The following is a 23,481-nucleotide window of genomic DNA, read 5'->3' as shown; positions in this document are numbered from 1 at the left end:
TTCTCCAATATTAATGTATCGTATCCTGCTCATGTACAATGTCATACTCATACCCCTGCTCTACCAAAAACATCTGACGATTTAACGCAAAGTCCTGTTCCTTGCTGTTCTCCGAAACCAGTGCATAAAAATAAGCTTTGTTCTCACCTGCTTTCGGTCGCAAAATCCGGCCTAACCTCTGGGCTTCCTCCTGCCTGGAACCGAAACTGCCAGAGATTTCGAGCGCTACCGCAGCATCCGGTAAATCAACGGCAAAATTGGCAACCTTGGATACAACAATCGTACGTATTTCGCCCTTTCGAAAAGCAGAAAACCACTGAACACGCTCCTGTTGTGACATCGCTCCAGAGATTAGAGGTGCATCAATTTCCCGGGCAATCATCTCAAGCTGATCGAGATACTGTCCAATGACAAGGGTCGGCAAGTTATGATGGCGTTCCAGTAAACGCTTGATCACTTTTAATTTTTCCGGGTTTTCAGCTGCCAGACGAAATTGATGTTTACCCTCGGCCTGTACGTAGGTCGATCTTAATTCAGGCGAAAAGGGCACCCTTACTTCCTGACACTTCACCTCAGCAATCCAGCCTTGCTGCTCCAGCTCTTTCCATGGCATATCGTATAATTTGGGTCCGATCAGTGAAAACACATCCTGTTCACATCCGTCTTCACGGATAAGTGTTGCTGTTAAACCCAAACGGCGCGTTGCCTGAATATCTGCTGTAGCCCGGAATACAGGTGCAGGTAGCAAATGCACTTCGTCATAGATGATGAGCCCCCACTTTCGTTCCTGTAAAAGATGAATATGAGTGAACTCCGCATCTTTGGACTTGCGATGAGTCAAAATTTGATAGGTTGCCACCGTCACCGGTTTCACCTGTTTTTTCTGACCCGAATACTCTCCGATCTGCTCTGCAGTTATCGTTGTTTTATCCTGAATCTCTTGTATCCACTGCCGAACAGACGTTGTATTGGACGTCAAAATAAGACATTCACATTGCAGCTGTTCCAGCACAGCCATGCCAATAATGGTTTTGCCTGCTCCACAGGGCAGAACGAGTAGTCCACTGCCGCCGATTCCTTCACCACCTGCAAAAGCATCGACTGCCTTCTGCTGATAAGCCCGAAGTGCGAATCTACCTTGTTCATTCCCGCGGTATGCACTGTCTTTGCATGAATCGGACTGCCAGCCAAATGAAAGCTCGCTCCCTTTCCGATACCCGACATAATCCAATACGGGATAACCAAGACGCGTCAGTTCTCTTTTTAATAAACCTCGTTTTTCCCCTGACAACACAAGCTCATGTACACTCGTTCGTTCCATGCGAAAAGCAGAAATTGATTTGATGTCGCTCAAATCATCCAGGAGTTGCTGATCTTCGCTAGTTAGGCGCATTCTGACATGGTCTGGATCGGCATGCAGCTTTAATTTGCCGTATTGATCCATTATTCTGCGCACATCCTGTGTCAGGGCCGAAGGTACATTCCAGCGTGATACCCGTTCCAGACTGGCAATTACCCGTTCCGAATTCCAGCCCAATGCAGCCGCATTCCATAGCGACAATGGTGTAATACGATAGGTATGAAACGCTGCCGGTGTCTTCACGAGTTCGGCGTACATAATAAGCTCTGCTCTTGCTGTTTCGAACCCTGGATGACCCACTTCGAGCAATACTGTGAAATCACGCTGCACAATGCAGGCACCCGTCTGATTGAACGTATCCATCATTTCCACATCCATTCCTGATCCACATCATTTAACCCATCATTTTACTCGTACGCCCCGATTACATTCACAAGTTTCATTAATCCAAAACAAAAAAGCACCCTGTCCATACCTCGGTATGTTCAGGATGCCCAACTATGATTCTCAGCATTCGGTTGTATAACCCTTCGCCATCGCAACAAACAGTTTCACGCCCGTCTGCATCGCGTCTTCGTCAAAATCAAACATCGGATGATGATGTGGATACACTGCATTTTTCTCCGGATTGCCTGCACCGACAAACATGAAACACCCCGGAACCTTTTGCAAATAATACGCAAAGTCCTCGGCAGGCATTAGCATTGGAGAGTTTTGCACCCGCTCAGCACCAAACACCGCCGTAGCTTCATCGAAAAAGCGTGCCGTCTCCTGTGCATCATTTACCACGGGCGGATATCCCATAATGTATTTCACTTGCGTTTCTGCACCATATGCAGCTCCTGTCTGAGCCACCATGGTAAGTACACGTTCCTTCATTCCGGTCCGCGTTTCTTCATCGAATGTCCGCACCGTGCCGCTGAGCTTGCATTGCTCTGCAATCACATTTTGCGCAGAACCAGCTTGCATCGTTCCAATGGTTAATACCGCGGGACGTAATGGGTCAACCGAGCGACTGACTATTGTCTGAAGCTGCATTACAAGTGCGGAACCCGCAACCACACTGTCCACTGTAGCTTGCGGCATGCCGCCGTGACCGCCTTTTCCTTTGATATCAATGTAAAAGTCATCTGCCGCAGCCATCATCGGCCCTGCTGTGCTTGCAACCACGCCAACAGGAAGAGGCGTCCATAGATGTATGCCATAAATAACATCTACGCCTTCGAGCGCTCCGTCTGCTATGACCTGAACCGCACCGCCTGGAAGCAATTCTTCCGCCGGCTGGAACAGAAAACGGATCTCTCCCCGCACCTCCTGCTTATGCCGACTAAAATACAGTGCCGTTCCGAGCAACATAGAAATATGACCATCATGACCACAGGCATGCATTGCCCCAGCTTGTTGGGAGGCATATTCCACATCTTTCTCGTCCTGGATTGGCAAGGCGTCCATATCCGCCCGAAGCATCACAACAGGCCCAAGCCTGTCCCCGCGAAGTATCCCTATAACCCCGTGACCGCCTACATGACGTTTGACCTCAATACCAAAGCTCTCCAGCATATCCGCTACAAAAGAGGATGTTTTCTCCTCATGAAAGGAAACCTCAGGATTGCGATGAAGGTGACGCCGCCATTCCACCATGTGGATCTGCAGATCTTCCCACCATATATTAGTTGTCATATCATCCCATCCTTTCGATCATCAGCAGGGCTTGTTCGCAGCCCCAAACCTTCCTCTGCAAACCTATTGCTGTATATTGTAACAGAATTGCATGAAAACCGATACGAAAGGCCTCTGGAAAGCTTGCACGGGAAGGGGAAACATACTATCATGAACTAGAGAAACACACGAGAATTATACTCGGAAGCTTATGAGGAGGATCAAACGCTTATGATTTTTGAGAATACAGGCTTGGATGGCTTGAAAAGCGACTTGGCATACCTGGATGAGAGCGCCGAGAAAGTCGGATTTGTCCGGTGGCAGTGGGAGTACTACCGTGCTACATATGACTACAAAATCGAAGATGAACAAACCAACTCAGAATACTTTGTACGCATTAATACGCGCGCGGTAGAAGGCAAACTGGAGAAACCCGATACGGTTCTGGCCGTTGAAGCCGTTTATCTGGGCAAAGCTACTTTCCCGCATGGACTTGATTATGACTCTTCCGTTCCGCAGCCAGTCGTGAAGCTGGCCACCCAAAAATTGCAGCAGCTCAAAGAACTGCTCGAAGCTTAGGCGGGCCATATCATGAAACAACAAACGGCCCAGACGAGAACGAAGAGAGGCACGCCGGATTTTCAACTGCTAATCCTCACTTTATTGTTGGTGGGCTTTGGACTGGTGATGGTATTCAGCTCCAGTTCCAGCATCGCAATCGCAAGCGAAAGATTTAACAACGATGCCCTTTACTTCACGAAAAAACAACTTATGTGGGCGATTATCGGTCTATTTGGCATGTTTTTTGCCATGAACATCCGTTTTAACAAGTATAAAAAGCTTTATGCACCCTTCTTCCTGTTCACCACAGCACTGCTCTTACTTGTGTTGGTAACGGGTAAAGTGCTAAACGGTGCCAAAAGCTGGATTCATCTCTTTGGATTCAGTTTGCAGCCAGCAGAGTTCGCCAAGATTGCAATCATTCTATATCTCTCTGCACTTATTACCAAAAAAGGCGAACGATTCCGTGATTTCAAGACCGGATATTTCCCTGTCCTGTTTATCGTTGGATTCATTGCAGGATTGATTATGCTGCAACCCGACTTCGGTACCTGTTTCATTCTGGTGTCTACTTGTGGTCTTGTCATATACGCGGGTGGGGCCAACATGAAGCATATCCTGGGTTCTATACTATTGGTTGCGCTTGGTGCTGCACTTGCTATTGGAGCGAATGCCTTATTTTCCTCCATGTCTCCTTCAGATACCTCAAGTTCAGCTGTCTCTGTTACAGAAGTCAAGCAGAACTATAAAATTGGACGAATCCAAGCTTTCTTGGACCCTTTATCGGATCCCACGGACGGAAGTCTTAACCTCTACCGTTCCCTTGTTGCCATTGGTGACGGCGGTATTACAGGTTCTGGTATTGGACAAGGCACGATGAAGTTGCACTATTTACCCAATGCTTACAATGACTTTATTTTTTCAGTTATTGGAGAAGAGCTCGGTTTCATTGGAAGTGCACTGTTCCTGCTCGTATATCTGTACTTTATCTGGCGAGGCATTATCGTCTCACTGCGCTGTCCCGATCCTTTCGGAACACTGGTGGGTATAGGTATCATGGGATTGATCGCGATTCAGGCCTTCATTAATATTGGGGGGGTCACTCAAACGATACCGGTAACCGGGGTTACACTTCCGTTTATCAGTTATGGGGGGACTTCACTCTTTGTCATGATGGTAGCGATGGGTATAGTGCTGAGCATTTCACGCACTAACAATCTGGAAGCCATCAAGGAAGAGAAAACCAAATCGGTGACGGTGCAGACACGCACGTCTCCTGCGCTTCGTTCCCGCGATTCCATTCGTCGGGTTCGCTAATTAAAAAAAGACTTTGCATCAAGTGGATGCAAAGTCTTTTTCATTTTCATTTTCCCATCATGTAGTCTAAAGATTTACAGATCGTCGCCTCTGAATGATACACCTTCGACCTTCACGTTGACTTCAACTACACGTAATCCAGTCATCGTCTCTACCGCTTCTCTTACATTCTGCTGAAGCATACGGGAAACTTCATGAATCGGGGTTTCGTACAGGACGATGATGCGCAGATCAATGGCTGCTTCCAGCTGGCCGACCTCCACGCCTACGCCCTTCTGCACGTTTTTACCACTGAGACGTTTCGCCCAGCCCTCTGACAAACCTCCAGACATTGCAGCGATTCCAGGCGTTTCCATTGCAGCCATTCCGGCAATTTTCGCAACCACGTCATCGGCAATCCGGATGTTTCCGCTCTCCATTTGAAGTTGTTCTGCCATGCCACATCCTCCTCCACTTCGTTAATCGTATTTTAAATCCTTTCCACCCTAAAAAGCAAATTTAACTGTAAAAGATGCGTTTACAACCTGCCTCCATTTGGTTATATTGAATATGAAATTAATCGCATAGGTACATAACGTAAATTTCAAAACAAAATAAGTGAATAACCGAGGTGTTTTTTTGTGAGAAACCGGATTTCATCCTTTTTGCTGATTGCATTTTTTGCGCTCAGCGCCATCGCCCACTACATGCAATGGGATTCGATTCTACAGTTCGTGATATCTGCCATTTCGGTTATTTTTGTGGCCGGTTTTTTAGGTAAAGCGACTGAAAATGTAGCCCACTATGCCGGACAACGATTAGGCGGATTCCTGAATGCCACCTTCGGTAACGCAGCCGAATTAATCATTGCAATCTTTCTCGTAAAAGAGGGTTTGTTCGACATGGTCAAAGCCAGTCTGACCGGATCGATTATCGGTAATCTGCTGCTTGTGCTGGGGCTCAGCATCTTTGCCGGAGGATTGAAGTTTAAAATCCAGAATTACAACGTATCGCTTGCAGGGTTGAATGGCTCTCTGATGATCGTAGCCATCATTGCCTTATTCGTCCCGGCCGTATTCCTGAACACCCATTCCATTACACAGCGGGATACCAATACACTCAGTCTTATTGTTGCCGGATTGCTTATCGCGGCTTATATTGCCTGGCTGTTATTCTCAATGGTCACACACAAGAGTTACCTCGCGGACGTAACGGATGATAAGGATGAGGAACTCCCCCATGAGCACGCTCCTGCGTGGTCGAAGAAAAAATCGATCCTCTATCTCGTGATCGCAACAGTCATGGTTGCTTTTGTCAGTGAATGGCTGGTTGGCACACTTGAAGTATTCACTTCGGAGTTCGGACTGAGCGAGCTGTTTGTTGGTGCGTTCCTGGTCGCTATCATTGGAAACGCAGCCGAACACAGCGCAGCCATCATGCTTGCCATGAAAAACAAGATCGGAGCCGCCGTGGAAATTGCCGTTGGCAGCAGTTTGCAGATTGCGCTGTTTGTAGCCCCGGTGCTGATCTTTGTCAGTTATTTCACAGGCCGTACGATGGATATCGTGTTTACCACCATAGAGCTGGTGGCCATCGGCGTATCCGTCTTTATTGCCAAGTCGATCACACAAGACGGCTCCACGAACTGGTACGAAGGTCTGCTCCTGCTCGTTGTTTATATTATTCTGGGCGTTTCGTTCTTCTTGGTATAACGGAACCTATACTTTGTCGGAATACTGATCCCGCACACATCAAAAGACAGCCGAGGGAATTCATTGCCTGCGGCTGTCTTTTTTACTCCTACTTCAACGTCAGACAATACGTCTTCGAATACAAAAAAAGCATGCAACGGAATGTGCATGCCTTCTATTCTGACCCGCGCGATTGCAGGCTATTGCTCATTCTTTTTGTTCAGGGCCTCATATAAAATGGCCAAATTCCGCTCAAGCGCGCTAACCATCTGCTTACCTGTACCTTCTGGAAGGAGTCCTGCACGAACAGCAAAATCAACTTCCTTGGAGAACCCATACATCTGTGTATCCAATACTTCCTCATAGAGAGGGCAGTAGCGGGTAGCCAGATTCTCCATCTGTACTTCAATAAGCTTCTGTATTTTATCTGCATCTTCTTGAAGAAGACTGATTGCTTTCAGGTTCAGCTGGTCCTGCAGATCAGATGAAGTCATGCATCATTTCCCCCCTATGTCCCAAAAATCGCGTAAAGACGTTCTACCTCTAATATTAGACGAAATGGAGAGCTAATACAAGAACCTGACCAAAATAACCACACAATCTGTGAGCTCGATTACAGCCTTTTCTTCCATCTCCAAATTCATTGGAATAGGCATTATGTCCGGCTATGATTAAAAACACCCCTGCCAAAAGGCAGAGGTGTTTCTCAAATACAGTTATTCAGATGCGATGTTTACATTCAGGCCATGCTTTGAAAACACTTCTGACATCGCTGCCTTCGCTTCATCTGCATCTGGGCCATGAACATGCAGTTCATAACTGTGCGTGCTAATCAGCGTTGTAAACAACCCAAGAATACTTTTTACGTCAATATACTTGTTCTCTGAATGAAGCACGATTGAAGAAGTAAACTTGCCTGCTGTTTGAGCAATTTCCACTACAGCCGCGTTATTACTCGACATAGGAATCCCTCCGTCTTTTCACTTTTTGTATCATCTATTAATTACCACTACATGATACCGTGAATCCGCTTTCCTAGCAACTGCAAAATGAAGTTCCTATTTTAACTGGTCCGGATTCAGACATTCCAGCTCAGGAATGACAAAGATGCCGTCTTTACGAATCAGCACATCATCGAAATAAATCTCGCCGCCGCCGTAGTCCGGACGCTGAATCAATACGAGATCCCAGTGAATGGATGAACGGTTGCCGTTATCTGTTTCTTCATATGCCTGACCTGGCGTAAAGTGCAGGCTTCCCGCAATTTTTTCATCAAACAGAATATCTTTCATCGGGTGTAAAATGTACGGATTGAAACCAATCGCAAATTCACCGATATGACGCGCACCTTCATCCGAGTCCAGAATTTCATTCAGACGTTTTGTATCATTGCTGGATGCTTCCACAATTTTGCCATCCTTGAATGTGAATTTAATTTTCTCAAACGTAATTCCGTTATAAAGCGTTGGTGTGTTATAACTAATCGTTCCGTTAACAGAGTTGCGTACAGGCGCACTGTATACTTCGCCATCCGGAATATTTTTTTGACCTGAACACTTCTCTGCACCAATACCTTTAATGGAGAAACTCAGATCCGTTCCCGGTCCGGTAATCCGTACTTTATCCGTACGTTTCATCAGATTGGCAAGTGAATCTTGCGCTTTGTCCATTTTCGCATAATCCATGTTACATACATCAAAGTAGAAGTCTTCAAATGCTTCCGTGCTTATATTCGCCAGCTGTGCCATACTTGCGTTGGGGTAACGAAGCACAACCCATTTCGTATGTTTAACACGCTGCTCGCTATGTACCGGATGAGAATACAAAGAATTGTACAGCTTCATTTTTTCTTTTGGTACATCGGACAGATCGTTCACGTTCTCTCCGGCACGAATACCGATATAACAATCCATTTGTTTCATTCGTTTCAGATCAATCTCTGCCCACGTTTTCATCATCTCTTCCGTTGCATTTTGCAGCATCACGCGCTGAACCGTTCGATCCGTCAATTGTACAAAAACGTTACCGCCTTTTTTGCCGACTTCTTCAATAATGGCATTAATCAGATCACGTTCTGTTCCGATCATTTCAACCAATACATTTTCGCCTGGCCGTACATCAACAGAATAACCTACCAGGTTAGCTGCGAGCTTCTGAATTCTTGGGTCCTTCATTTTGAATAAATCCTCCTGTCAAATTGCCATCAGTGAATTGAACAACGGTAAATTACGTTAACTATTGTAGCACGCACCAGGCATCCCGTCAGCAGGCAGTCACAGGTTTTGTTTATTGATATGATTTAAAGTTCACATCGGTTACTAGAGCCTCTACATTACTTCGGCTGTTGCTATCCATGTATTTCACCTGGCTTTCAGAGGAAAGCCGCATCGGCAGGCTGGTTTTGCGATCAACGGTCAGATGATACACCGTGTTTACTTCAGCCTTTTGGATTAACTGCTGCATCGTATCCTCTCCCTGCTGCCACACCTTGCGCAACTCCTGCTCCAGTTCCTTCTTGTCCACGCCTTTTACTTGATTTGCCTTATGCATATATTCCGCCCGAATGGAATGCATCTCATCCGTCAGTTGACTTGCTGCCCAGGCCTTGGCGTCCTCTGGCACAAGCTCAATTCGCAGTATTTGTGTCTGACGTCCAGACCCATATTCAGATTGAATCGTTTTTTTCATACTGTCGATTTTCTCTAATTGCGCGATGGGGTTATAACGGGATAACGATCCGCGTAAAGGCTCATGCTGCGCCGTCAGAGCCGTCCATTGACCTTTCTTCCGTTCAAAAGAAGCACTGAATCCGCTCGGTTGACCATTATTTTTTACCGCATTCAGATTCATTCCTGAACCCGCTGCAGTCACCGCACCCGGTAATCGAGTCTGTAAAGTCAACCGGTCGTGATCTTCCAGCTTGCCTTCAAATTTAAATTGGTTTTCAAACATTCCGCTGTTCTCCCGTCTTAACCCGGCCTGACCCTCAAATGTTAAAGTCTCTTTCCCGGCTATTCCCGATAATGCCAGAGAAAATATTTCTTCGGGTGTCCGATCATGCTGGAGCATCCCGCAACCTGGAACCATTGCGAGCATGAGACACAAGATTAACGATAAAGTAATCTTAGGCTGGCGGTTCAGCATATGCATTCCACCTTTCAGTCATTTTCTCCATAGATTGCCCATACGATATACGCTTATACTTCATTCATTACAACTTGACGAACCTTCCAATATTTATCCATATACCAGCGTCCAAAAAATAAAAAAAAAGAAACGATTCCGCAAGCGGAATGTTTCTCTCTTAACGTGTACCTTCCTGATCCTCTATAACAATTCGGTTGCGTCCCCCGTTTTTCGCACGGTACAGTGCCATATCTGCACGGTAGAACAAGGACTCCACACTTACTTTCTCATCCATCCAGTTCCATTCAGCGATACCACTCGACACGGTCACAGAAGGACGGGTCTCCGCCTCAACTCGTGTCCGAATCCGTTCCGCATAAACCAACGCTTGGTGAATCCCGATTTGAGGCATGTAGATGGCCAGTTCTTCACCGCCCCACCTTGCGCAGATATCCTCTTCTCGAACCGAACTTGTGACAATGTCACTAACTTGTTTTAATACCTGATCCCCTGTCTGGTGACCAAAAGTATCATTCACCTGTTTAAACTGATCAATATCAACCACAACCAGTGAACCACAGTAATCATGGGCCTGACGTTCATGAATAATGTTATCCAGATAATGCCTTACGTACAGTCCAGTCAACATGTCCAGATTCGCCATCCGGCGCACCTCGGCATGTAAGGTCGCGTTGGTTAGAGCAAGGCCAAGGTGAATCGATAACATTTGCAACAGCCTGTAGTTCTCATAAGAGAAGAAATGCTCCCGCACATGGGCAAGCAGAATAGCACTCTTTACCTGGCCGTCCACTCTGATCGGGGCTGCAATCAAAGACATTGAGCCAGTCAGTTCCATGAAACTGGAAGTTACCTTATCAAATTGCGTATAGTCAGATATGATTAACGGTTCTTCTGTCTGATACATGTAACCCGCAATTCCGGAATCCACCGGATACGTTCGATGACGTATGTCTTTAACATTGGTAGACATCACCTCAAACCTGTTCGTACTGTCATTCAACTGCAAAATGCAGCAGAAATCGGCTTGAAATATGTTCTTAAGCTCCTGCTCGGACAACTGATAGATCTCCATTAATTGCAAGCTTTTATTAAGACGCTGTGTCAGATCATTGATTACACGAAGTTCCTGGATCAACATATGGGATTGTTCATGGAGTTTCGCGTTTTCAAAGGCTGTTCCCGCTGTATCCGCCATCATCGCAATCAGTTGCAGATCAGAATCCTCCATCAATTCCTCATTCATTTCGATATGAAAAACACCATATATGCCCTGCTTACCTTTGAGCGGCAAACCAACTTCAATGATTCGTCTGTCCAACTCATTAGACCGGGAGACGATCAATTTGCCTTCCATAAATGAACGCACACAGATATCTTCCCCACGTTCCTGAATAAGAAGTGGCCTAATCCGGGGATTGAAGCTTCTCTGATCCTGAGACATATATAGCATAATGTGTGTAGAAGGGTAGAGATAATCCATACTGACAAATACCTCGTCCAGTATCGCTCCGACATCCATCTTGTCATGCATTCGCTGTACAATCTGAAAAAGAATAGATCTTCGGTGTTCCTCCCGCGCTGTTTGTTCATGTGTATGCAGCAAGTCCGTCATAAATATGTATTCAAATCTTCGGTAAAAGCAGGTGCAGTAATGCAATGCCTCAGATCGAACCACAGCTTCTGACGTTTCGGATCGGTGGGATTCAAAGACCAGAGCAATGAACACAGCAAACATATCTTTATTAATTCTTGAAAACAGAGGCTCGGCAATCAGCAGATACTCCCCGCGCTTGCTGATCCCGCTTTTGGACAAAGTCTGCCCCTTTTCAGCACATTCCAAAACCATCAAACCTACATTGATATCTGAATCCGTATTATGGCTGGAATCCCCTCCCATGCACTCTCCATCCGTATTCCATACACTGTATACAGCAAACGGCAAGGACTGTACAGAAGCTTTCTGAGATGTCCAATCTTGGTAGGCTTGTCCTAACAAACTGCCTAAATATGAAAAGTCAAAAGGTGTGATATCCATTCTTTGCATCCACAACGCATGGTCATCATGAGATGGAAGTACTGTAAACGATGTGGAATCGCCCGCACTTCGCGATTTCAGACTAGCAGGTAAACTTCTTAGATGTTCCAACATGTCAGGCGCTCCTTTGCACCGTTTTTGCATCCTGGGAGGATGCATTAATCTGCATTGATTATCGCAAATCTGCAAAATATTAGCTAAACCTTGATACGTAAGATTGTTTAAAGTTAAGATACCATCTATTTTACTCTGTTTTAATCTTTTTTGCATCCATATTTCAGAAAATTGTCCCATTATTTTAGGCCTAATGACCTATCGACAAATTTAGACGTTTTTCTGGATTTATGTATTACTTGACTTTACTCCTTTCAGAATGTAAAATAAATTGTTGATGAAGACTACTAAAACGGTCTTTAAATTTGGGCATTACCGGTTGTGTCACCCTCATTCTTTTTGTTGCTTTCAGGACAGCGGCTGAACTTTCCTGATCGTTCTATGCGAGGCCAAGCCCGCATCAACAAATTGGAGCGCAAACAGAGCCCTATTATGAACTTTAACTAAAAAGGAGCTACTTTAAACATGGCACGTTACACTGGTCCTAAATTTAAATTAAGCCGTCGCCTCGGCATTTCCCTGAGCGGAACAGGCAAAGAATTGAAACGCCCTTTCCCTCCAGGTCAGCACGGAGCTAACCAACGCAGAAAAATGAGCAACTACGGTATGCAGTTGCAAGAAAAACAAAAATTGCGCCACATGTACGGTTTGGGTGAGAAACAATTCCGCACATTGTTCTCCAAAGCGCAAAAAATGCAAGGTATTGCCGGTGAGAACTTCATGTTCTTGCTTGAGTGCCGCCTTGACAACCTCGTTTACCGTCTTGGCTTTGCTAACTCCCGCGCTGGAGCGCGTCAATTGGTAGCACACGGTCACGTAACTGTAAACGGCAAAAAAGTCGATATCGCTTCTTACCAAGTAAGCACTGGCGATGTAATCGGCTTGCGTGAAAGAAGCCGCGGTTTGTCTTCCGTTAAGGAAGCTTTGGCAAACCGCTCTCATCTTCCAGCATACGTTGAGTTCAACGAAGCAGCAGTAGAAGGTAAATTCATCCGCTTGCCTGAGCGTGCTGAATTGTCCCAAGACATCGATGAAAAACAAATCGTCGAGTTCTACAACCGTTAATCGTTGGATCACAACCAAAAAAGCTGCCCGGGATTTTCCCGGCAGCTTTTTTGGTTGTTTTTCTTCCTAAATATCTTCATTATTAGCCACTACATAACGATAATAAATAGAACGACATCATACGGGGCTACACATGCAGTTTTTAAAAAACAGTAAGCTCGCCGTGAAGCTGGGATTACTGCTCGGTTTAGTCCTCCTCTGCTCCATTGGCGCATTAATTTCCTTCATCACCAAAGCCATCTACGATAAAAGCCTGCAATATGGCGAAGCGGTTGCGGAACGGTCGGCAAATGTGGCTACGAATGAGTTTATGACAGACATTAACCAGGTAAAAACACATTGGACAGCTTGAGTACTACCTTGCTCGATGCTTCAAAAAGCGGATCGCTGAACCGTCAGGACATCGAACTTTTCTTAATCTATCTCTTCACAGATCGCCGATGTGAACGAGCAGATCGAGCAAGTCTTCTCGATTGCCAGACAGATGTCAGGTGAGTCTCGGCAGGTTGATTCATCGCTTGAGCAGCTTAAAACCATCGGTCATGAAACGGCAAATCATGCAAGCCAGGTTGCATCAGCATCTGAGAAGCAGCTTGCATCTATGGAAGAAGTCACTACCGCCCCTGCTTCGCTGGCACATCTCACGCAGGAATTGTTAGAATTGATTCATCGCTTCAGAACATGATGAAGATAAAGTTATAAACTCTTCTCATTTATAAATTGTTCTATCAACCTTTACAGGCTGACCTGCTCCCATGCAGGGATAGCCTGTTTTCTTTGTTTTTCAACTCATGAAATGTCCACCATTATCACATGCTATATATCATAATCCATGCCAGATTGGCAAATTTCGACCATTACTTGTATTTCTCAGGCATGCAAACGGGTCTTTTTATGCTATAATTAGTGCTGTTAAAAGGAGGAAGACACTGAATGGTTGATGTTACTAAGAAAAAGCCTGAAGAACAGCCTGTACGCAAACGCAGCTTTGCCCGCAGACTGGGCAGCTTCGTCATGTGGATGGTTGTCCTAGGATTTATGGGCGCACTATTCGTGGGCGGTGCTCTAATGGGTTACGTCAGCTCTATTGTAAAAGACGAACCTGTCCGTTCAAGGGCCCTGATTGAACAAAAAGTCAGCGAAAACTCCATCACAGGCTTTGCTTACTTTTCTGACGGCAGTCCGATTGGTCAACTGCGTACGGAAGAAGACCGGCGTCCAGTCACCTTTGACCAGATCCCAAAAAGAGTTATTGATGCTGTTATTTCGATTGAAGACAATCATTTTTACGAACATAAAGGTGTAGATATGAGCGGAACACTGCGTGCCGTGAAACAGAAAGTACTGAAAGAATCAGTACAAACGGGCGGCAGTACGCTTACACAGCAGCTCGCAAGACGGGTATTTCTTAATCTGGATCGTACGGAGGATCGCAAAGTAAAGGAGATCCTGTTATCCCTTCGACTGGAACGTTTTCTGACTAAAGACGAGATTATGACAGCCTACCTGAATAAGGTGCCTTTCGGCAATGGCTCCAGCGGTTATAATGTATACGGAATCAAAGCAGCCGCCAAGGGACTGTTTAATATCAATGATCTCGAAAAAATAAACATAGCCCAAGCTGCTTATTTGGTTGGATTACCTCAGTCGCCCTCTTCCTACTCCGCCTTTAATGGTAAAGGGGAATTTGTAGAGGAAAAATTTGATCGCGCAATCAATCGCCAGCGTCTCGTACTTCGCCGCATGCTGGAACTTGGCAAAATTACGCAATCGGAGTATAACAACGCTCTAGCCTTTGATATCAAAAGCACGCTCGCTCCGAAAACCATTAAAGCTTATAACACTTATCCATACCTTATGATGGAAACGGAACGTCAAGCGGCACAGATTATCATGCAGCAGCTGACTGCGGACAAAACGAAAACAACAGGCAATAGTACAGATGATCAGCCATCCCGGAAGGAAAATAGTGCACTGCTTGAAGAAGCTCAGACACAGCTGCGCACAGGCGGTTATCGCATCTATACAACGATTAACAAAAATATTTACAAAACGATGCGCACCATTGCCGAAGATAACACTAATTTCTCTGCGGATGATCCTGTCAAAGGAAAAGAGCAGACAGCAGCCATATTGATTAATCATAAAACAGGAGCAATCCTCGGCATGATTGAAGGCCGGAGCTTCCAGGATGAGCAGATGAACTATGCAACGCAGATGATCCGTCAGCCGGGTTCAACAATGAAACCTATTGCTGCCTATCTGCCAGCTCTGGAGGAAGGTCTCGTTCAACCTGCCTCTATAATTGATGATTCACCAATCATTCTAAAAGACGGTTCTAGCGGATACCATATCGCGAAGAATGCAAATAACCGCTACCAAGGTCTGGTAACGGCTCGCAGGGCATTGAACTACTCACTGAACATACCAGCCCTGAAACTTTTCAATGAAGAGGTTGGAATAGACAAAGCCTGGACTTTTGCAAAGAAGCTTGGCATTACAACGATTCAGAAGCAAGATTATCAAGCACAGACCGGGGTCCTCGGTGGACTTCAATATGGTGTGACCGTGGAAGAACTGACGAGTGCCTACGGTGCGATCGCCAATAAAGGGGTATACAATGATTCTTACATGATTAGTAAAATTGTAGATTCCAAAGGCAATATTGTATATACACACGACACCGAGCCGGTACAGGCCTTTTCAGAGCAGACGGCCTATCTGATGACCGATATGCTACGTACCGTTATATCTGAAGGGACAGCCGATAAAGTACGAGCAAATTATAAGTACAGATCAAGCATCCCGATTGTTGGTAAAACAGGTTCGACCCAAAACTACGCAGATGTCTGGTTTGAAGGTTACACACCAGATGTTACTCTCGGTGTATGGGTTGGTTATAAACAGCCCGTTAATACGCTGGAAAACAAATCACAGCGTAAACGCGCTCAACAACTCTGGGCTAAAATTATGAATGAAGTGATAGAAACCAAGAAGGATCTGTTTGTCACGAACTCATTCCAAAAACCTTCCGGTATCGAAACACGGACAGTATCCGCATACAGTGGCAAGTTGCCAACATCCATGACTGATAAATTTGTTACTGACATTTTCAATAGCAAATTTATTCCGAAGGAACGCGATGATGCGGTCGCTAAATCAAAATACATTACGTACAATGGTGTAAACTACATTCCGCGTGACGAAACACCTGCGGATATGTTGAAGGAAAAGACGGTCATCAAGCGTAAAAAACCAATCTCGGATCTCATTAAAGAATTGCAGAATGCATTCAAACGCATGAGTCGTCACGAGTCGCTTGCATACTACTTGCCGGAAGATGCTGCCGCAGATTTACCGACCGAGGTTGATCCACGCACCGATAACGGCAAAGCACCAGATGCACCTGGCAATGTTCGTCTCTCCATTTCAGGGGAGCGGGCATCCATTACATTTAATGCTACACCTGAAAGTGATGTAGTCGGATATCGTCTCTATCGTTCAGTGGGTGGAGCCGGGTTCCAGAATCAAGGTCAAGTCGTGCTCTCAGGGGAGTCCAGGTCCTTCTCAGCGTATGCAACAGCAGGCGGTAACTTCGCATTTTATGTCACTGCTGTTGACGTTGCAGGCAAGGAATCTGCACCGAGTGCGATTGTAAACAGCACAGGTGCTGCTGGACCAGATACGGAAGTGAAACCGCCTATTGAGGTACCAGGTACGGTGGTAACTCCTGGAGAGACAGTCAGTGACAACAGTGCACCGACGACGGCTCCAAGCACACCAGGCCAAGTGAGTGTCTCAACACTCTCAAAAGGACTGCGAATTCAGTGGGCGCCGAACTCGGAAGCCGACGGCGTGCAGAACTATGCTGTCTTTTATAGCGAGACAGGTTCGGAACCTTTCACCAAGATTGGAACCACATCAGGTACAAGTATGGTTTATGGTGTACCCTCATCAACCAGTGGCTGGTTCAAAGTATCTGCCAGCAACAGCGTTGGAGAATCCTCACCTTCGGCAGCGATACACTATGAACCTTAAAGCTGTCTGACAGTATCACATCATCTAGGAGCATCATAAAAAAGCCGCATGTTCAGTAATTACACTGAGCATTGCGGCTTTTTTTATATTCGGTGATCAGTCTTCAATTGTGGATAAGTCACCTGTCGGCAGATCAAGCTCCCATGCCTTCAACACACGACGCATAATTTTGCCCGAGCGTGTCTTAGGCAACTTCTCCTTGAATTCAATCTCACGTGGTGCAGCGTGAGCAGACAAGCCTTCTTTTACAAACCGATAGATCTCTTCCTTCAGTTCCGGCGTGGCCTCATACCCCTCACGGAGCGCGACAAAAGCCTTGATGATCTCTCCCCGTGTCACATCCGGCTTGCCAATAACGCCCGCCTCAGCAACTGCTGGATGTTCTACCAGCTTGCTCTCCACTTCAAACGGTCCGATCCGCTCGCCGGAGGAATTGATGACATCATCAATACGTCCCTGGAACCAGAAATAACCGTCCTCATCCATGTACGCCGAATCCCCTGATACATACCAGCCAGTTAGTCTGAAATATTCCTCATACTTGGCTGGATTGTTCCAGATCTTCGCCATCATCGACGGCCAAGGGGTACGGATGGCCAGGTTGCCCATGCTGAACGGCGGCAGCTCCTGCCCACGATCATCAATGATAGCTGCTTCTACACCGGGCAGAGGACGCCCCATTGACCCCGGCTTAATCGGCATACCCGGATAGTTACAGATTAACTGTGCCCCCGTTTCCGTCATCCACCACGTATCGTGAATCCGTTGACCGTACGCCTTCCAGCCCCAACGTACCACCTCGGGGTTCAACGGTTCGCCTACCGACATCACATGACGCAAGCTGCTCAGATCATGCTGGGCAATCGTCTCGTCCCCTGCGCCCATCAGCATACGGAATGCCGTTGGAGCACTATACCATACGCTGACCTTGTTTTTCTCAATCGTACTATACCAGTCCTGTGGACTGAAACGACCGCCACGGATCACATTGGTTACTCCATTCAACCATGGGGCGAAGATTCCGTACGAAGTGCCTGTTACCCAGCCGGGATCGGCGGTGCACCAGTACACATCATTTTCGCGTAGATCGAGTACGACCTTGCCTGTATAATAATGCTGAATCATGGCATTCTGAACGTGATATACCCCTTTGGGTTTCCCCGTAGAGCCCGAAGTATAATGAATAAGCAATCCGTCCTCACGCGTCAGCCATTCTACCTCCATATCATCCGAAGCCGCCGACATCTCAGCATCAAAGTCAATTAATCCCGCTTCAGGCTGTGGACCACCGCCGACAACAAAGATATGTTTCAGCTCAGGCAATTCGGAACGTTTGATCCGCCCCAGAAGCTCCGGCGTGGTCACTAGCGCTACAGCACCGCTGTCTTCCAGCCGATCCTTCACTGCCGTTTCCATAAAAGCCTCAAATAAAGGGCCCGCTACAGCACCCACCTTCAAAATGCCCAGCAAACTGAAATACAGCTCAGGACTGCGCGGCATAAAAATAAAGACACGATCTCCTTTGGCTACGCCGTATTTACGCAGAACATTACCAAATCGACTCGACTGCTCGCTCAGATCTGCGAAGGTATAAGCTTCTTCACGAGAAGCATCGCTGTAGAGCAATGCCGTCTTCCCGCCTCTTCCTTCCAAGACATGGCGATCAATCGCCTCATGTGCCATATTCACTTTTCCGCTGGCGTGCCACGTAAAGTGCCTTTCTACCGTTTCCCAATCGAACTGGCTTCTGGCTTCCGTATAATCGCCCAGATTCGATTCAGACACCACCGTTTGCAGCATCTCATTATGTGCTTGACTCATGCTTGCCAGCCTCCTTCAACTCGACATTTCGATTCCCGTTAGGGTTCATTCGTATTGCCTCTGTGTTGACTGAACTTCCAGTTAGCGCTTACATTAGTAGAGAGAACTTCTCATCATGTACGTTGCCTGACCCAAACGATGCACTCAAACGGTACTGAATTGTGAACATTTTTTGTCAACGCAATTATAGCAAATTGAAACAAACATCGTCTACGGCTTTTCAATTTTTCGTTTTTTTGCTATAAGTAGGGGGAGAGAGGGGAATGAACCATGGAGCATATCAAGGAGCATCATATGCGTTCCATTTTCAAGTCCGGCCACCGAATTACGATTGAGGGCCCCGTGCCCGCGGAGCAGATTATGCAGATGGCTTTACATGCCGATCTGGATGCCTTTCGGCGCCCGGCAGAGCAACAGGAAGCTCTTGCTGAGATTGCTGCCTTGCCAGAAGGAAGAATTATTATTGCCCATGAAAATGAGATGATCATCGGATATGTCACTTTTCACTACGCCGATGAATGCGAACGATGGTCCGAAGGCAATATGACAGACTTGATCGAGCTTGGAGCCATCGAAGTTGCAGACGACTATCGCTCCCTTGGTGTTGGGCGTGAAATGCTGCTTACCGCACTGGAAGATAAGTACATGGAAAACTACATTATTTTCACGACAGAGTATTATTGGCATTGGGACTTAAAAGGCAGCGGACTGACCGTATGGGATTACCGCAAAATGATGGAACGGCTCATGCAGAACATTGATATGACGTGGTATGCCACAGATGATCCCGAAATCTGCTCCCATCCCGCAAATTGCCTTATGGTTCGGATTGGCAGTCAAGTACCCATGACTTCGGAAGAGCAGTTTGATCGTGTCCGCTTCCGTCATCGGTTTATGTACTAAAGAAAATGCTGTAATTCGAATACATAAAAAACCGCCTTGCAGAACGTTCTCCATCGTGAATGGAAATCGACCTGTGGAGCGGTTTATTGGTTTATTGACTTTATGGGATCGATATGTGTTTCAGATCACATATGTCCGAGCATATGCTCAACAATACGGTGGGAACGCTGGGAAGACTGTACAGTAAACTCCGCAAAATTCACATGTGCAGAACCGTCTGCCTTGTCAGACATACTGCGTAACACAACGAAAGGCACACGATTCATATAACACACTTGAGCAACCGCGGCACCTTCCATCTCTGCACATGCTCCGTCCATCTCTGTATAGAGCATGTTGACGGTCTCTTTGCTAGCAATGAACTGATCCCCTGACAACACCTTGCCAATCCGGTAATGAGCGCCCTGCGCCTTGCACGCTTCTTCAGCAAGCGAAATTAATGCAGGCTCCGCCGGAAATGCCGATGTCTCCTGGTACGGTATCACTCCACGTTCGAATCCTAGCGGGGTTACGTCCATGTCATGCTGCACACATACCGAGGAGATCACCATGTCACCAATGTTCAGCTCTGGATGAACCGCTCCGGCTACACCTGTAAAGATCACCCGGTTCACCTGAAAACGGTCGATCAGAATCTGCGTAGTTACCGCCGCATTCACTTTCCCTACACCTGACTTGCACACCACGATCTGCTTGCCCAGCCACTCACCTGCGACATACGTTATGCCTGTTTGTTTCACCGTTTCATGCTGTTTCATACCTTGAAGCAGAAGCTCTACTTCCTCGTCCATGGCTCCCATGATCCCTATAGTTTCACGCATTGTTGTATCCTCCCTGTTATCATCCTGCATATGAGATCAAGTTCAAATCATTGCACAGAGTCATTTTCAGCACAAAAGCCCCGTTTCCGGAGCTTCTGCACAATCAAACATTATGTAGAGAGAATGCCTTCTCCCTTTCTCTTACTTCACGGAATAACGGATTAACCCGCGTGACTTACTGACAGACGAAGAATGGTCTCATGCGGCAAGATCACTCTGGGATTCTCCACATTCTCTTTCTTCATCAGTTTGGTCAGCAAACGCATCGCTACCGCGCCCAGATCGTACATCGGCTGAGCCACTGTTGTTAACTGCGGGCGTACCATGGAAGCCATACGAATGTTATCCACGCTAATGATGGAGAAATCATCCGGTACTTTCAGACCATCATCCTGAATGCTGTGAATCGCTCCAATCGCCATTTCATCTGTTGCAGCAAAGATGGCTGTGGGCTTTTTCTTGAGTCCAAGGAAATACTTCATCGCTTCCACACCGGATTCATAACGATAGTTACCGATACGCACCAGATCCTCTTGGTATTCGATGCCTGCCGCTTCCAGAGCTTTCTTGTACCCTTGGAAACGTGCAAAACCGTTAGCCGGATCTTGCAGCGTACCACTGATCATTGCAATCTCCTTGTGACCGTGGCGAATCAGCGTGCTGACTGCATCAAATGCTGCAGCTTCATGGTCAATATCAACAGAAGGGAATGTACCCTTCTCATCACTTGTTGCACACAATACGATTGGCACTGCTGCAGACTGGAATGCCTGAATGTGTTCATCGGTTACAGTTCCGCCCATGAAGAGCAATCCGTCTACTTGTTTCTCAAGCAGGGTATTAATAACACGGATTTCTTTTTCCTTCTTCTTATCTGCATTACACAAAATGATATTGTAATGATACATGTTCGCGATATCTTCAATTCCGCGAGCAATCTCTGCAAAGGTTGAGTTCGAAATGTCCGGAATAACGACTCCAACCGTAGTTGTCTTTTTGCTCGCTAGACCACGGGCTACCGCATTCGGACGATATCCCAGTCGTTCAATTGCTTCGTATACTTTTTTCCGCGTCTGCGGTTTAACATTAGGGTTATTGTTAACTACCCGTGATACCGTTGCCATGGACACTCCAGCTTCACGTGCCACATCATAAATGGTTACCGTCACAGTACTTCGCTCCATTACCAGTAAATTTTCATTCCATTTTCATTAAGATTTATATTACGACAAATTATTGCATTAATCAATTAAAATAGGCTCTAGGACTCACTTAAAGTGCTAGCAAGCGTCCCGCTAGTAATCTCTGAATGAGAAGTATGCCATACCGGCATTCCTTTTTTAATCAGAATAACCTGCGGAGATTCGTGCTTAACACCCAACCTCTCAGCTGCTTCGTTAGATACGGGGCGGTCTTCTACCACGTAGATGATGCCGTATTTCACGCTTTCATTCGGAGAGTTATGCAAATAATCATTCATCTCCTGATAAGCATGTGCGCTAATCGGACAGCGGGTACTATGCTTGAACAGAAGCAAGGGTTGATCCTCCGTCGCCTGCACTGCGGAGTTTAGCTGTTCAATACTTGTCATTTTAGTCATGTCAGCCATTCGTTATACATCCCCCTTAATAAGCAATACCGCCATGTTGAGCGTTTTCACTCTTCGATATCTTAACAAAAAGTGAGCAAAAAATCCAATTTTCATGAAAACAAGCATTCTACACGTCAAAACTAGACGGCATTTGAGAAATGCGCCTGCCATACAAAGCCGGACAACTGTGCAAGTCTGCGCTCGGTATCTTCGATCCACGCCTTGTCCTCCGCTTTATGCGCGTAGCCCATAATATCCAAGAGTAGATTGATTCGTCCCTCCACAGCCTCTTTCATTCGATACTCCATCTCCTGATCTGTGGCTTCCGGCCAGGCAAGGAGCTGTTCATGTAACAGGTCGGCCAATTCGTTCTGTTCCCCGAAGGAAACATCCTGTTTCACCGGCTGTTCTCCCAGTTTATGGATACATTCTGTCAAATCCGGTTTGACCGGCTGTAGTACCTCGTATGATACACAGTCTGTACATGCAAAGACAGGTACATTTCGAATTTCTACCTTTTTGGCATATACGACTGTTCTTAATTCCAATTCCATTACATGTCCACACCTGCACGACTTTCGCACAACCATCACCTCATTCGTTCTCTGCTCTCTATGTATGTACCATTCGACCTATTTCCGCCTAAATCCTGCTGTAAACTAAAGATTGCACAAATTACCACTGTCCCCATATGAAGGCTGCCTAGTACAGGCTGGTATTGATTCGTACACGGTTTATCCATATAAGTGGAGACCGGCTTGCATGAAGCTATACAGCGAATCTGGTACAATATAAGACACGATCTGCCAAATTTATTGTAGAAGGAGAGCTGACATATGAGATTAACAGGTCAAAAGGTCATCGCACTGGTCGATGAGGAGTTTGAAGATCTTGAGCTGTGGTATCCGGTGTATCGCGTGCGCGAAGAAGGTGCCGAAGTACATCTGGCGGGCGAGCAAAAAGGGAAAACATATATCGGTAAATATGGCGTTCCCGCTACGGCTGAGTACAATTTTGATGAGCTGCGCAGCTCCGATTATGATGGAATACTGGTGCCAGGCGGCTGGGCTCCAGATAAATTGCGGCGTTATCCCAAAGTGCTGGAACTTGTGCAGGAAATGCATAGAGACGGCAAGCCGATCGGGCAAATCTGTCATGCAGGCTGGGTACTTATCTCTGCCAAAATTCTGGATGGAATTACGGTTACGTCTACGCCAGGTATTCGAGATGATATGGAAAACGCAGGTGCGATCTGGAAAGATGAAGCGGTAGTTGTGGATGGACACATCATCTCCGCTCGTCGCCCTCCAGATCTTCCACCGTACGGCAAAGCATTCTGTGATGCACTTGCTGCAAAAGCTGATAAATAAAAGAGAGCA

Annotated in this window: 22 protein-coding genes; 9 read left to right on the top strand and 13 right to left on the bottom strand. The window is 46.3% G+C overall.

Annotated features, from left to right (window positions below; all coding sequences use genetic code 11):
* Positions 1-10: 10 nt before the first annotated feature.
* Positions 11-1,738: a DNA repair helicase XPB gene (locus ACUTVW_RS17230; protein WP_445646920.1), complete on the bottom strand. Its 1,728-nt coding sequence runs from the start codon at positions 1,736-1,738 to the stop codon at positions 11-13.
* 129 nt (positions 1,739-1,867) lie between these two features.
* Positions 1,868-3,040: a M20 metallopeptidase family protein gene (locus ACUTVW_RS17225; RefSeq protein ID WP_445646919.1), complete on the bottom strand. Its 1,173-nt coding sequence runs from the start codon at positions 3,038-3,040 to the stop codon at positions 1,868-1,870.
* A 210-nt stretch (positions 3,041-3,250) separates the two neighbouring features.
* On the opposite strand from ACUTVW_RS17225, the gene ACUTVW_RS17220 reads away from it, so the two are divergent.
* A complete protein-coding gene (locus tag ACUTVW_RS17220; RefSeq protein ID WP_090923657.1) occupies positions 3,251-3,598 on the top strand; it encodes a YugN family protein in 348 nt (115 codons plus the stop codon).
* A gap of 12 nt (positions 3,599-3,610) precedes the next feature.
* Positions 3,611-4,897 carry a putative lipid II flippase FtsW gene (gene ftsW / locus ACUTVW_RS17215; protein ID WP_445646918.1) on the top strand — a complete coding sequence of 429 codons (1,287 nt, stop codon included), beginning with the start codon at positions 3,611-3,613 and terminating at the stop codon, positions 4,895-4,897.
* A gap of 74 nt (positions 4,898-4,971) precedes the next feature.
* On the opposite strand, the gene ACUTVW_RS17210 is transcribed toward ftsW, so the two are convergent.
* Entirely contained in the window at positions 4,972-5,334 is a 363-nt protein-coding gene (locus ACUTVW_RS17210; RefSeq protein WP_434750339.1) for an Asp23/Gls24 family envelope stress response protein, read from the bottom strand.
* Between the two features lie 183 nt (positions 5,335-5,517).
* Between ACUTVW_RS17210 and cax the strand changes: the two genes are divergently transcribed.
* Positions 5,518-6,588, top strand: coding sequence for a calcium/proton exchanger (gene cax, locus ACUTVW_RS17205; protein WP_445646917.1), 1,071 nt, complete (start codon positions 5,518-5,520; stop codon positions 6,586-6,588).
* Positions 6,589-6,767: 179 nt separating this feature from the next.
* Here cax and ACUTVW_RS17200 read toward each other — a convergent pair whose 3' ends face one another.
* The 5 genes from ACUTVW_RS17200 to ACUTVW_RS17180 form a co-directional block, all read right to left on the bottom strand.
* Positions 6,768-7,061: a YlaN family protein gene (locus ACUTVW_RS17200; RefSeq protein WP_111271074.1), complete on the bottom strand. Its 294-nt coding sequence runs from the start codon at positions 7,059-7,061 to the stop codon at positions 6,768-6,770.
* A gap of 222 nt (positions 7,062-7,283) precedes the next feature.
* A complete protein-coding gene (locus ACUTVW_RS17195) occupies positions 7,284-7,529 on the bottom strand; it encodes an HPr family phosphocarrier protein (protein WP_434750337.1) in 246 nt (81 codons plus the stop codon).
* 96 nt (positions 7,530-7,625) lie between these two features.
* Complete coding sequence (locus ACUTVW_RS17190; RefSeq protein WP_445646916.1) at positions 7,626-8,741, bottom strand: aminopeptidase; 1,116 nt, start codon at positions 8,739-8,741, stop codon at positions 7,626-7,628.
* A 112-nt stretch (positions 8,742-8,853) separates the two neighbouring features.
* Entirely contained in the window at positions 8,854-9,711 is an 858-nt protein-coding gene (locus ACUTVW_RS17185; RefSeq protein WP_445646915.1) for a hypothetical protein, read from the bottom strand.
* A gap of 160 nt (positions 9,712-9,871) precedes the next feature.
* Positions 9,872-11,863 carry a GGDEF domain-containing protein gene (locus ACUTVW_RS17180; RefSeq protein ID WP_445646914.1) on the bottom strand — a complete coding sequence of 664 codons (1,992 nt, stop codon included), beginning with the start codon at positions 11,861-11,863 and terminating at the stop codon, positions 9,872-9,874.
* Between the two features lie 465 nt (positions 11,864-12,328).
* Between ACUTVW_RS17180 and rpsD the strand changes: the two genes are divergently transcribed.
* The 4 genes from rpsD (at position 12,329) to ACUTVW_RS17160 (ending at position 16,966) form a co-directional block, all read left to right on the top strand.
* Positions 12,329-12,928 carry a 30S ribosomal protein S4 gene (rpsD, locus tag ACUTVW_RS17175; RefSeq protein WP_434750334.1) on the top strand — a complete coding sequence of 200 codons (600 nt, stop codon included), beginning with the start codon at positions 12,329-12,331 and terminating at the stop codon, positions 12,926-12,928.
* Between the two features lie 133 nt (positions 12,929-13,061).
* On the top strand, positions 13,062-13,280 hold the full coding sequence (locus ACUTVW_RS17170) for a hypothetical protein (protein WP_445646913.1): 219 nt from the start codon (positions 13,062-13,064) through the stop codon (positions 13,278-13,280).
* Positions 13,281-13,370: 90 nt separating this feature from the next.
* Positions 13,371-13,613 carry a hypothetical protein gene (locus ACUTVW_RS17165; protein ID WP_445646912.1) on the top strand — a complete coding sequence of 81 codons (243 nt, stop codon included), beginning with the start codon at positions 13,371-13,373 and terminating at the stop codon, positions 13,611-13,613.
* A 248-nt stretch (positions 13,614-13,861) separates the two neighbouring features.
* On the top strand, positions 13,862-16,966 hold the full coding sequence (locus tag ACUTVW_RS17160; protein WP_445646911.1) for a transglycosylase domain-containing protein: 3,105 nt from the start codon (positions 13,862-13,864) through the stop codon (positions 16,964-16,966).
* A gap of 96 nt (positions 16,967-17,062) precedes the next feature.
* On the opposite strand, the gene acsA is transcribed toward ACUTVW_RS17160, so the two are convergent.
* Positions 17,063-18,787 carry an acetate--CoA ligase gene (gene acsA, locus ACUTVW_RS17155; RefSeq protein ID WP_445646910.1) on the bottom strand — a complete coding sequence of 575 codons (1,725 nt, stop codon included), beginning with the start codon at positions 18,785-18,787 and terminating at the stop codon, positions 17,063-17,065.
* 270 nt (positions 18,788-19,057) lie between these two features.
* On the opposite strand from acsA, the gene ACUTVW_RS17150 reads away from it, so the two are divergent.
* Positions 19,058-19,690, top strand: a complete 633-nt coding sequence (locus tag ACUTVW_RS17150) for a GNAT family N-acetyltransferase (RefSeq protein WP_445646909.1) — start codon at positions 19,058-19,060, stop codon at positions 19,688-19,690.
* Positions 19,691-19,815: 125 nt separating this feature from the next.
* Here the strand turns inward: ACUTVW_RS17150 and ACUTVW_RS17145 are convergent, their stop codons facing one another.
* From ACUTVW_RS17145 to ACUTVW_RS17130, 4 genes are all read right to left on the bottom strand, one after another.
* Positions 19,816-20,511, bottom strand: coding sequence for a 5'-methylthioadenosine/adenosylhomocysteine nucleosidase (locus ACUTVW_RS17145; protein WP_445646908.1), 696 nt, complete (start codon positions 20,509-20,511; stop codon positions 19,816-19,818).
* Between the two features lie 161 nt (positions 20,512-20,672).
* Positions 20,673-21,680, bottom strand: a complete 1,008-nt coding sequence (gene ccpA, locus ACUTVW_RS17140; protein WP_445646907.1) for a catabolite control protein A — start codon at positions 21,678-21,680, stop codon at positions 20,673-20,675.
* Between the two features lie 92 nt (positions 21,681-21,772).
* Positions 21,773-22,120, bottom strand: coding sequence for a bacillithiol system redox-active protein YtxJ (ytxJ, locus tag ACUTVW_RS17135; protein WP_445646906.1), 348 nt, complete (start codon positions 22,118-22,120; stop codon positions 21,773-21,775).
* 122 nt (positions 22,121-22,242) lie between these two features.
* Complete coding sequence (locus ACUTVW_RS17130; protein WP_445646905.1) at positions 22,243-22,656, bottom strand: hypothetical protein; 414 nt, start codon at positions 22,654-22,656, stop codon at positions 22,243-22,245.
* Between the two features lie 282 nt (positions 22,657-22,938).
* On the opposite strand from ACUTVW_RS17130, the gene ACUTVW_RS17125 reads away from it, so the two are divergent.
* Positions 22,939-23,472: a type 1 glutamine amidotransferase domain-containing protein gene (locus ACUTVW_RS17125; protein WP_434750326.1), complete on the top strand. Its 534-nt coding sequence runs from the start codon at positions 22,939-22,941 to the stop codon at positions 23,470-23,472.
* Positions 23,473-23,481: the final 9 nt, after the last annotated feature.

Source organism: Paenibacillus sp. TSA_86.1, assembly GCF_052691815.1.
Note: the sequence above shows the minus strand (reverse complement) of the source record. Positions and strands in the feature narration are given on the sequence as shown.

Excerpts from the sequence above, each read along its gene's own strand:
- ACUTVW_RS17230 (WP_445646920.1), bottom strand. The coding sequence starts at position 1,738 with ATGGATGTGGAAATGATGGATACGTTCAATCAGACGGGTGCCTGCATT.
- ACUTVW_RS17225 (WP_445646919.1), bottom strand. The coding sequence starts at position 3,040 with ATGACAACTAATATATGGTGGGAAGATCTGCAGATCCACATGGTGGAA.
- ACUTVW_RS17220 (WP_090923657.1), top strand. The coding sequence starts at position 3,251 with ATGATTTTTGAGAATACAGGCTTGGATGGCTTGAAAAGCGACTTGGCA.
- ftsW (WP_445646918.1), top strand. The coding sequence starts at position 3,611 with ATGAAACAACAAACGGCCCAGACGAGAACGAAGAGAGGCACGCCGGAT.
- ACUTVW_RS17210 (WP_434750339.1), bottom strand. The coding sequence starts at position 5,334 with ATGGCAGAACAACTTCAAATGGAGAGCGGAAACATCCGGATTGCCGAT.
- ACUTVW_RS17200 (WP_111271074.1), bottom strand. The coding sequence starts at position 7,061 with ATGACTTCATCTGATCTGCAGGACCAGCTGAACCTGAAAGCAATCAGT.
- ACUTVW_RS17195 (WP_434750337.1), bottom strand. The coding sequence starts at position 7,529 with ATGTCGAGTAATAACGCGGCTGTAGTGGAAATTGCTCAAACAGCAGGC.
- ACUTVW_RS17190 (WP_445646916.1), bottom strand. The coding sequence starts at position 8,741 with ATGAAGGACCCAAGAATTCAGAAGCTCGCAGCTAACCTGGTAGGTTAT.
- ACUTVW_RS17185 (WP_445646915.1), bottom strand. The coding sequence starts at position 9,711 with ATGCTGAACCGCCAGCCTAAGATTACTTTATCGTTAATCTTGTGTCTC.
- ACUTVW_RS17180 (WP_445646914.1), bottom strand. The coding sequence starts at position 11,863 with ATGTTGGAACATCTAAGAAGTTTACCTGCTAGTCTGAAATCGCGAAGT.
- rpsD (WP_434750334.1), top strand. The coding sequence starts at position 12,329 with ATGGCACGTTACACTGGTCCTAAATTTAAATTAAGCCGTCGCCTCGGC.
- ACUTVW_RS17170 (WP_445646913.1), top strand. The coding sequence starts at position 13,062 with ATGCAGTTTTTAAAAAACAGTAAGCTCGCCGTGAAGCTGGGATTACTG.
- ACUTVW_RS17160 (WP_445646911.1), top strand. The coding sequence starts at position 13,862 with ATGGTTGATGTTACTAAGAAAAAGCCTGAAGAACAGCCTGTACGCAAA.
- acsA (WP_445646910.1), bottom strand. The coding sequence starts at position 18,787 with ATGAGTCAAGCACATAATGAGATGCTGCAAACGGTGGTGTCTGAATCG.
- ACUTVW_RS17150 (WP_445646909.1), top strand. The coding sequence starts at position 19,058 with ATGGAGCATATCAAGGAGCATCATATGCGTTCCATTTTCAAGTCCGGC.
- ACUTVW_RS17145 (WP_445646908.1), bottom strand. The coding sequence starts at position 20,511 with ATGCGTGAAACTATAGGGATCATGGGAGCCATGGACGAGGAAGTAGAG.
- ytxJ (WP_445646906.1), bottom strand. The coding sequence starts at position 22,120 with ATGGCTGACATGACTAAAATGACAAGTATTGAACAGCTAAACTCCGCA.
- ACUTVW_RS17130 (WP_445646905.1), bottom strand. The coding sequence starts at position 22,656 with ATGGAATTGGAATTAAGAACAGTCGTATATGCCAAAAAGGTAGAAATT.
- ACUTVW_RS17125 (WP_434750326.1), top strand. The coding sequence starts at position 22,939 with ATGAGATTAACAGGTCAAAAGGTCATCGCACTGGTCGATGAGGAGTTT.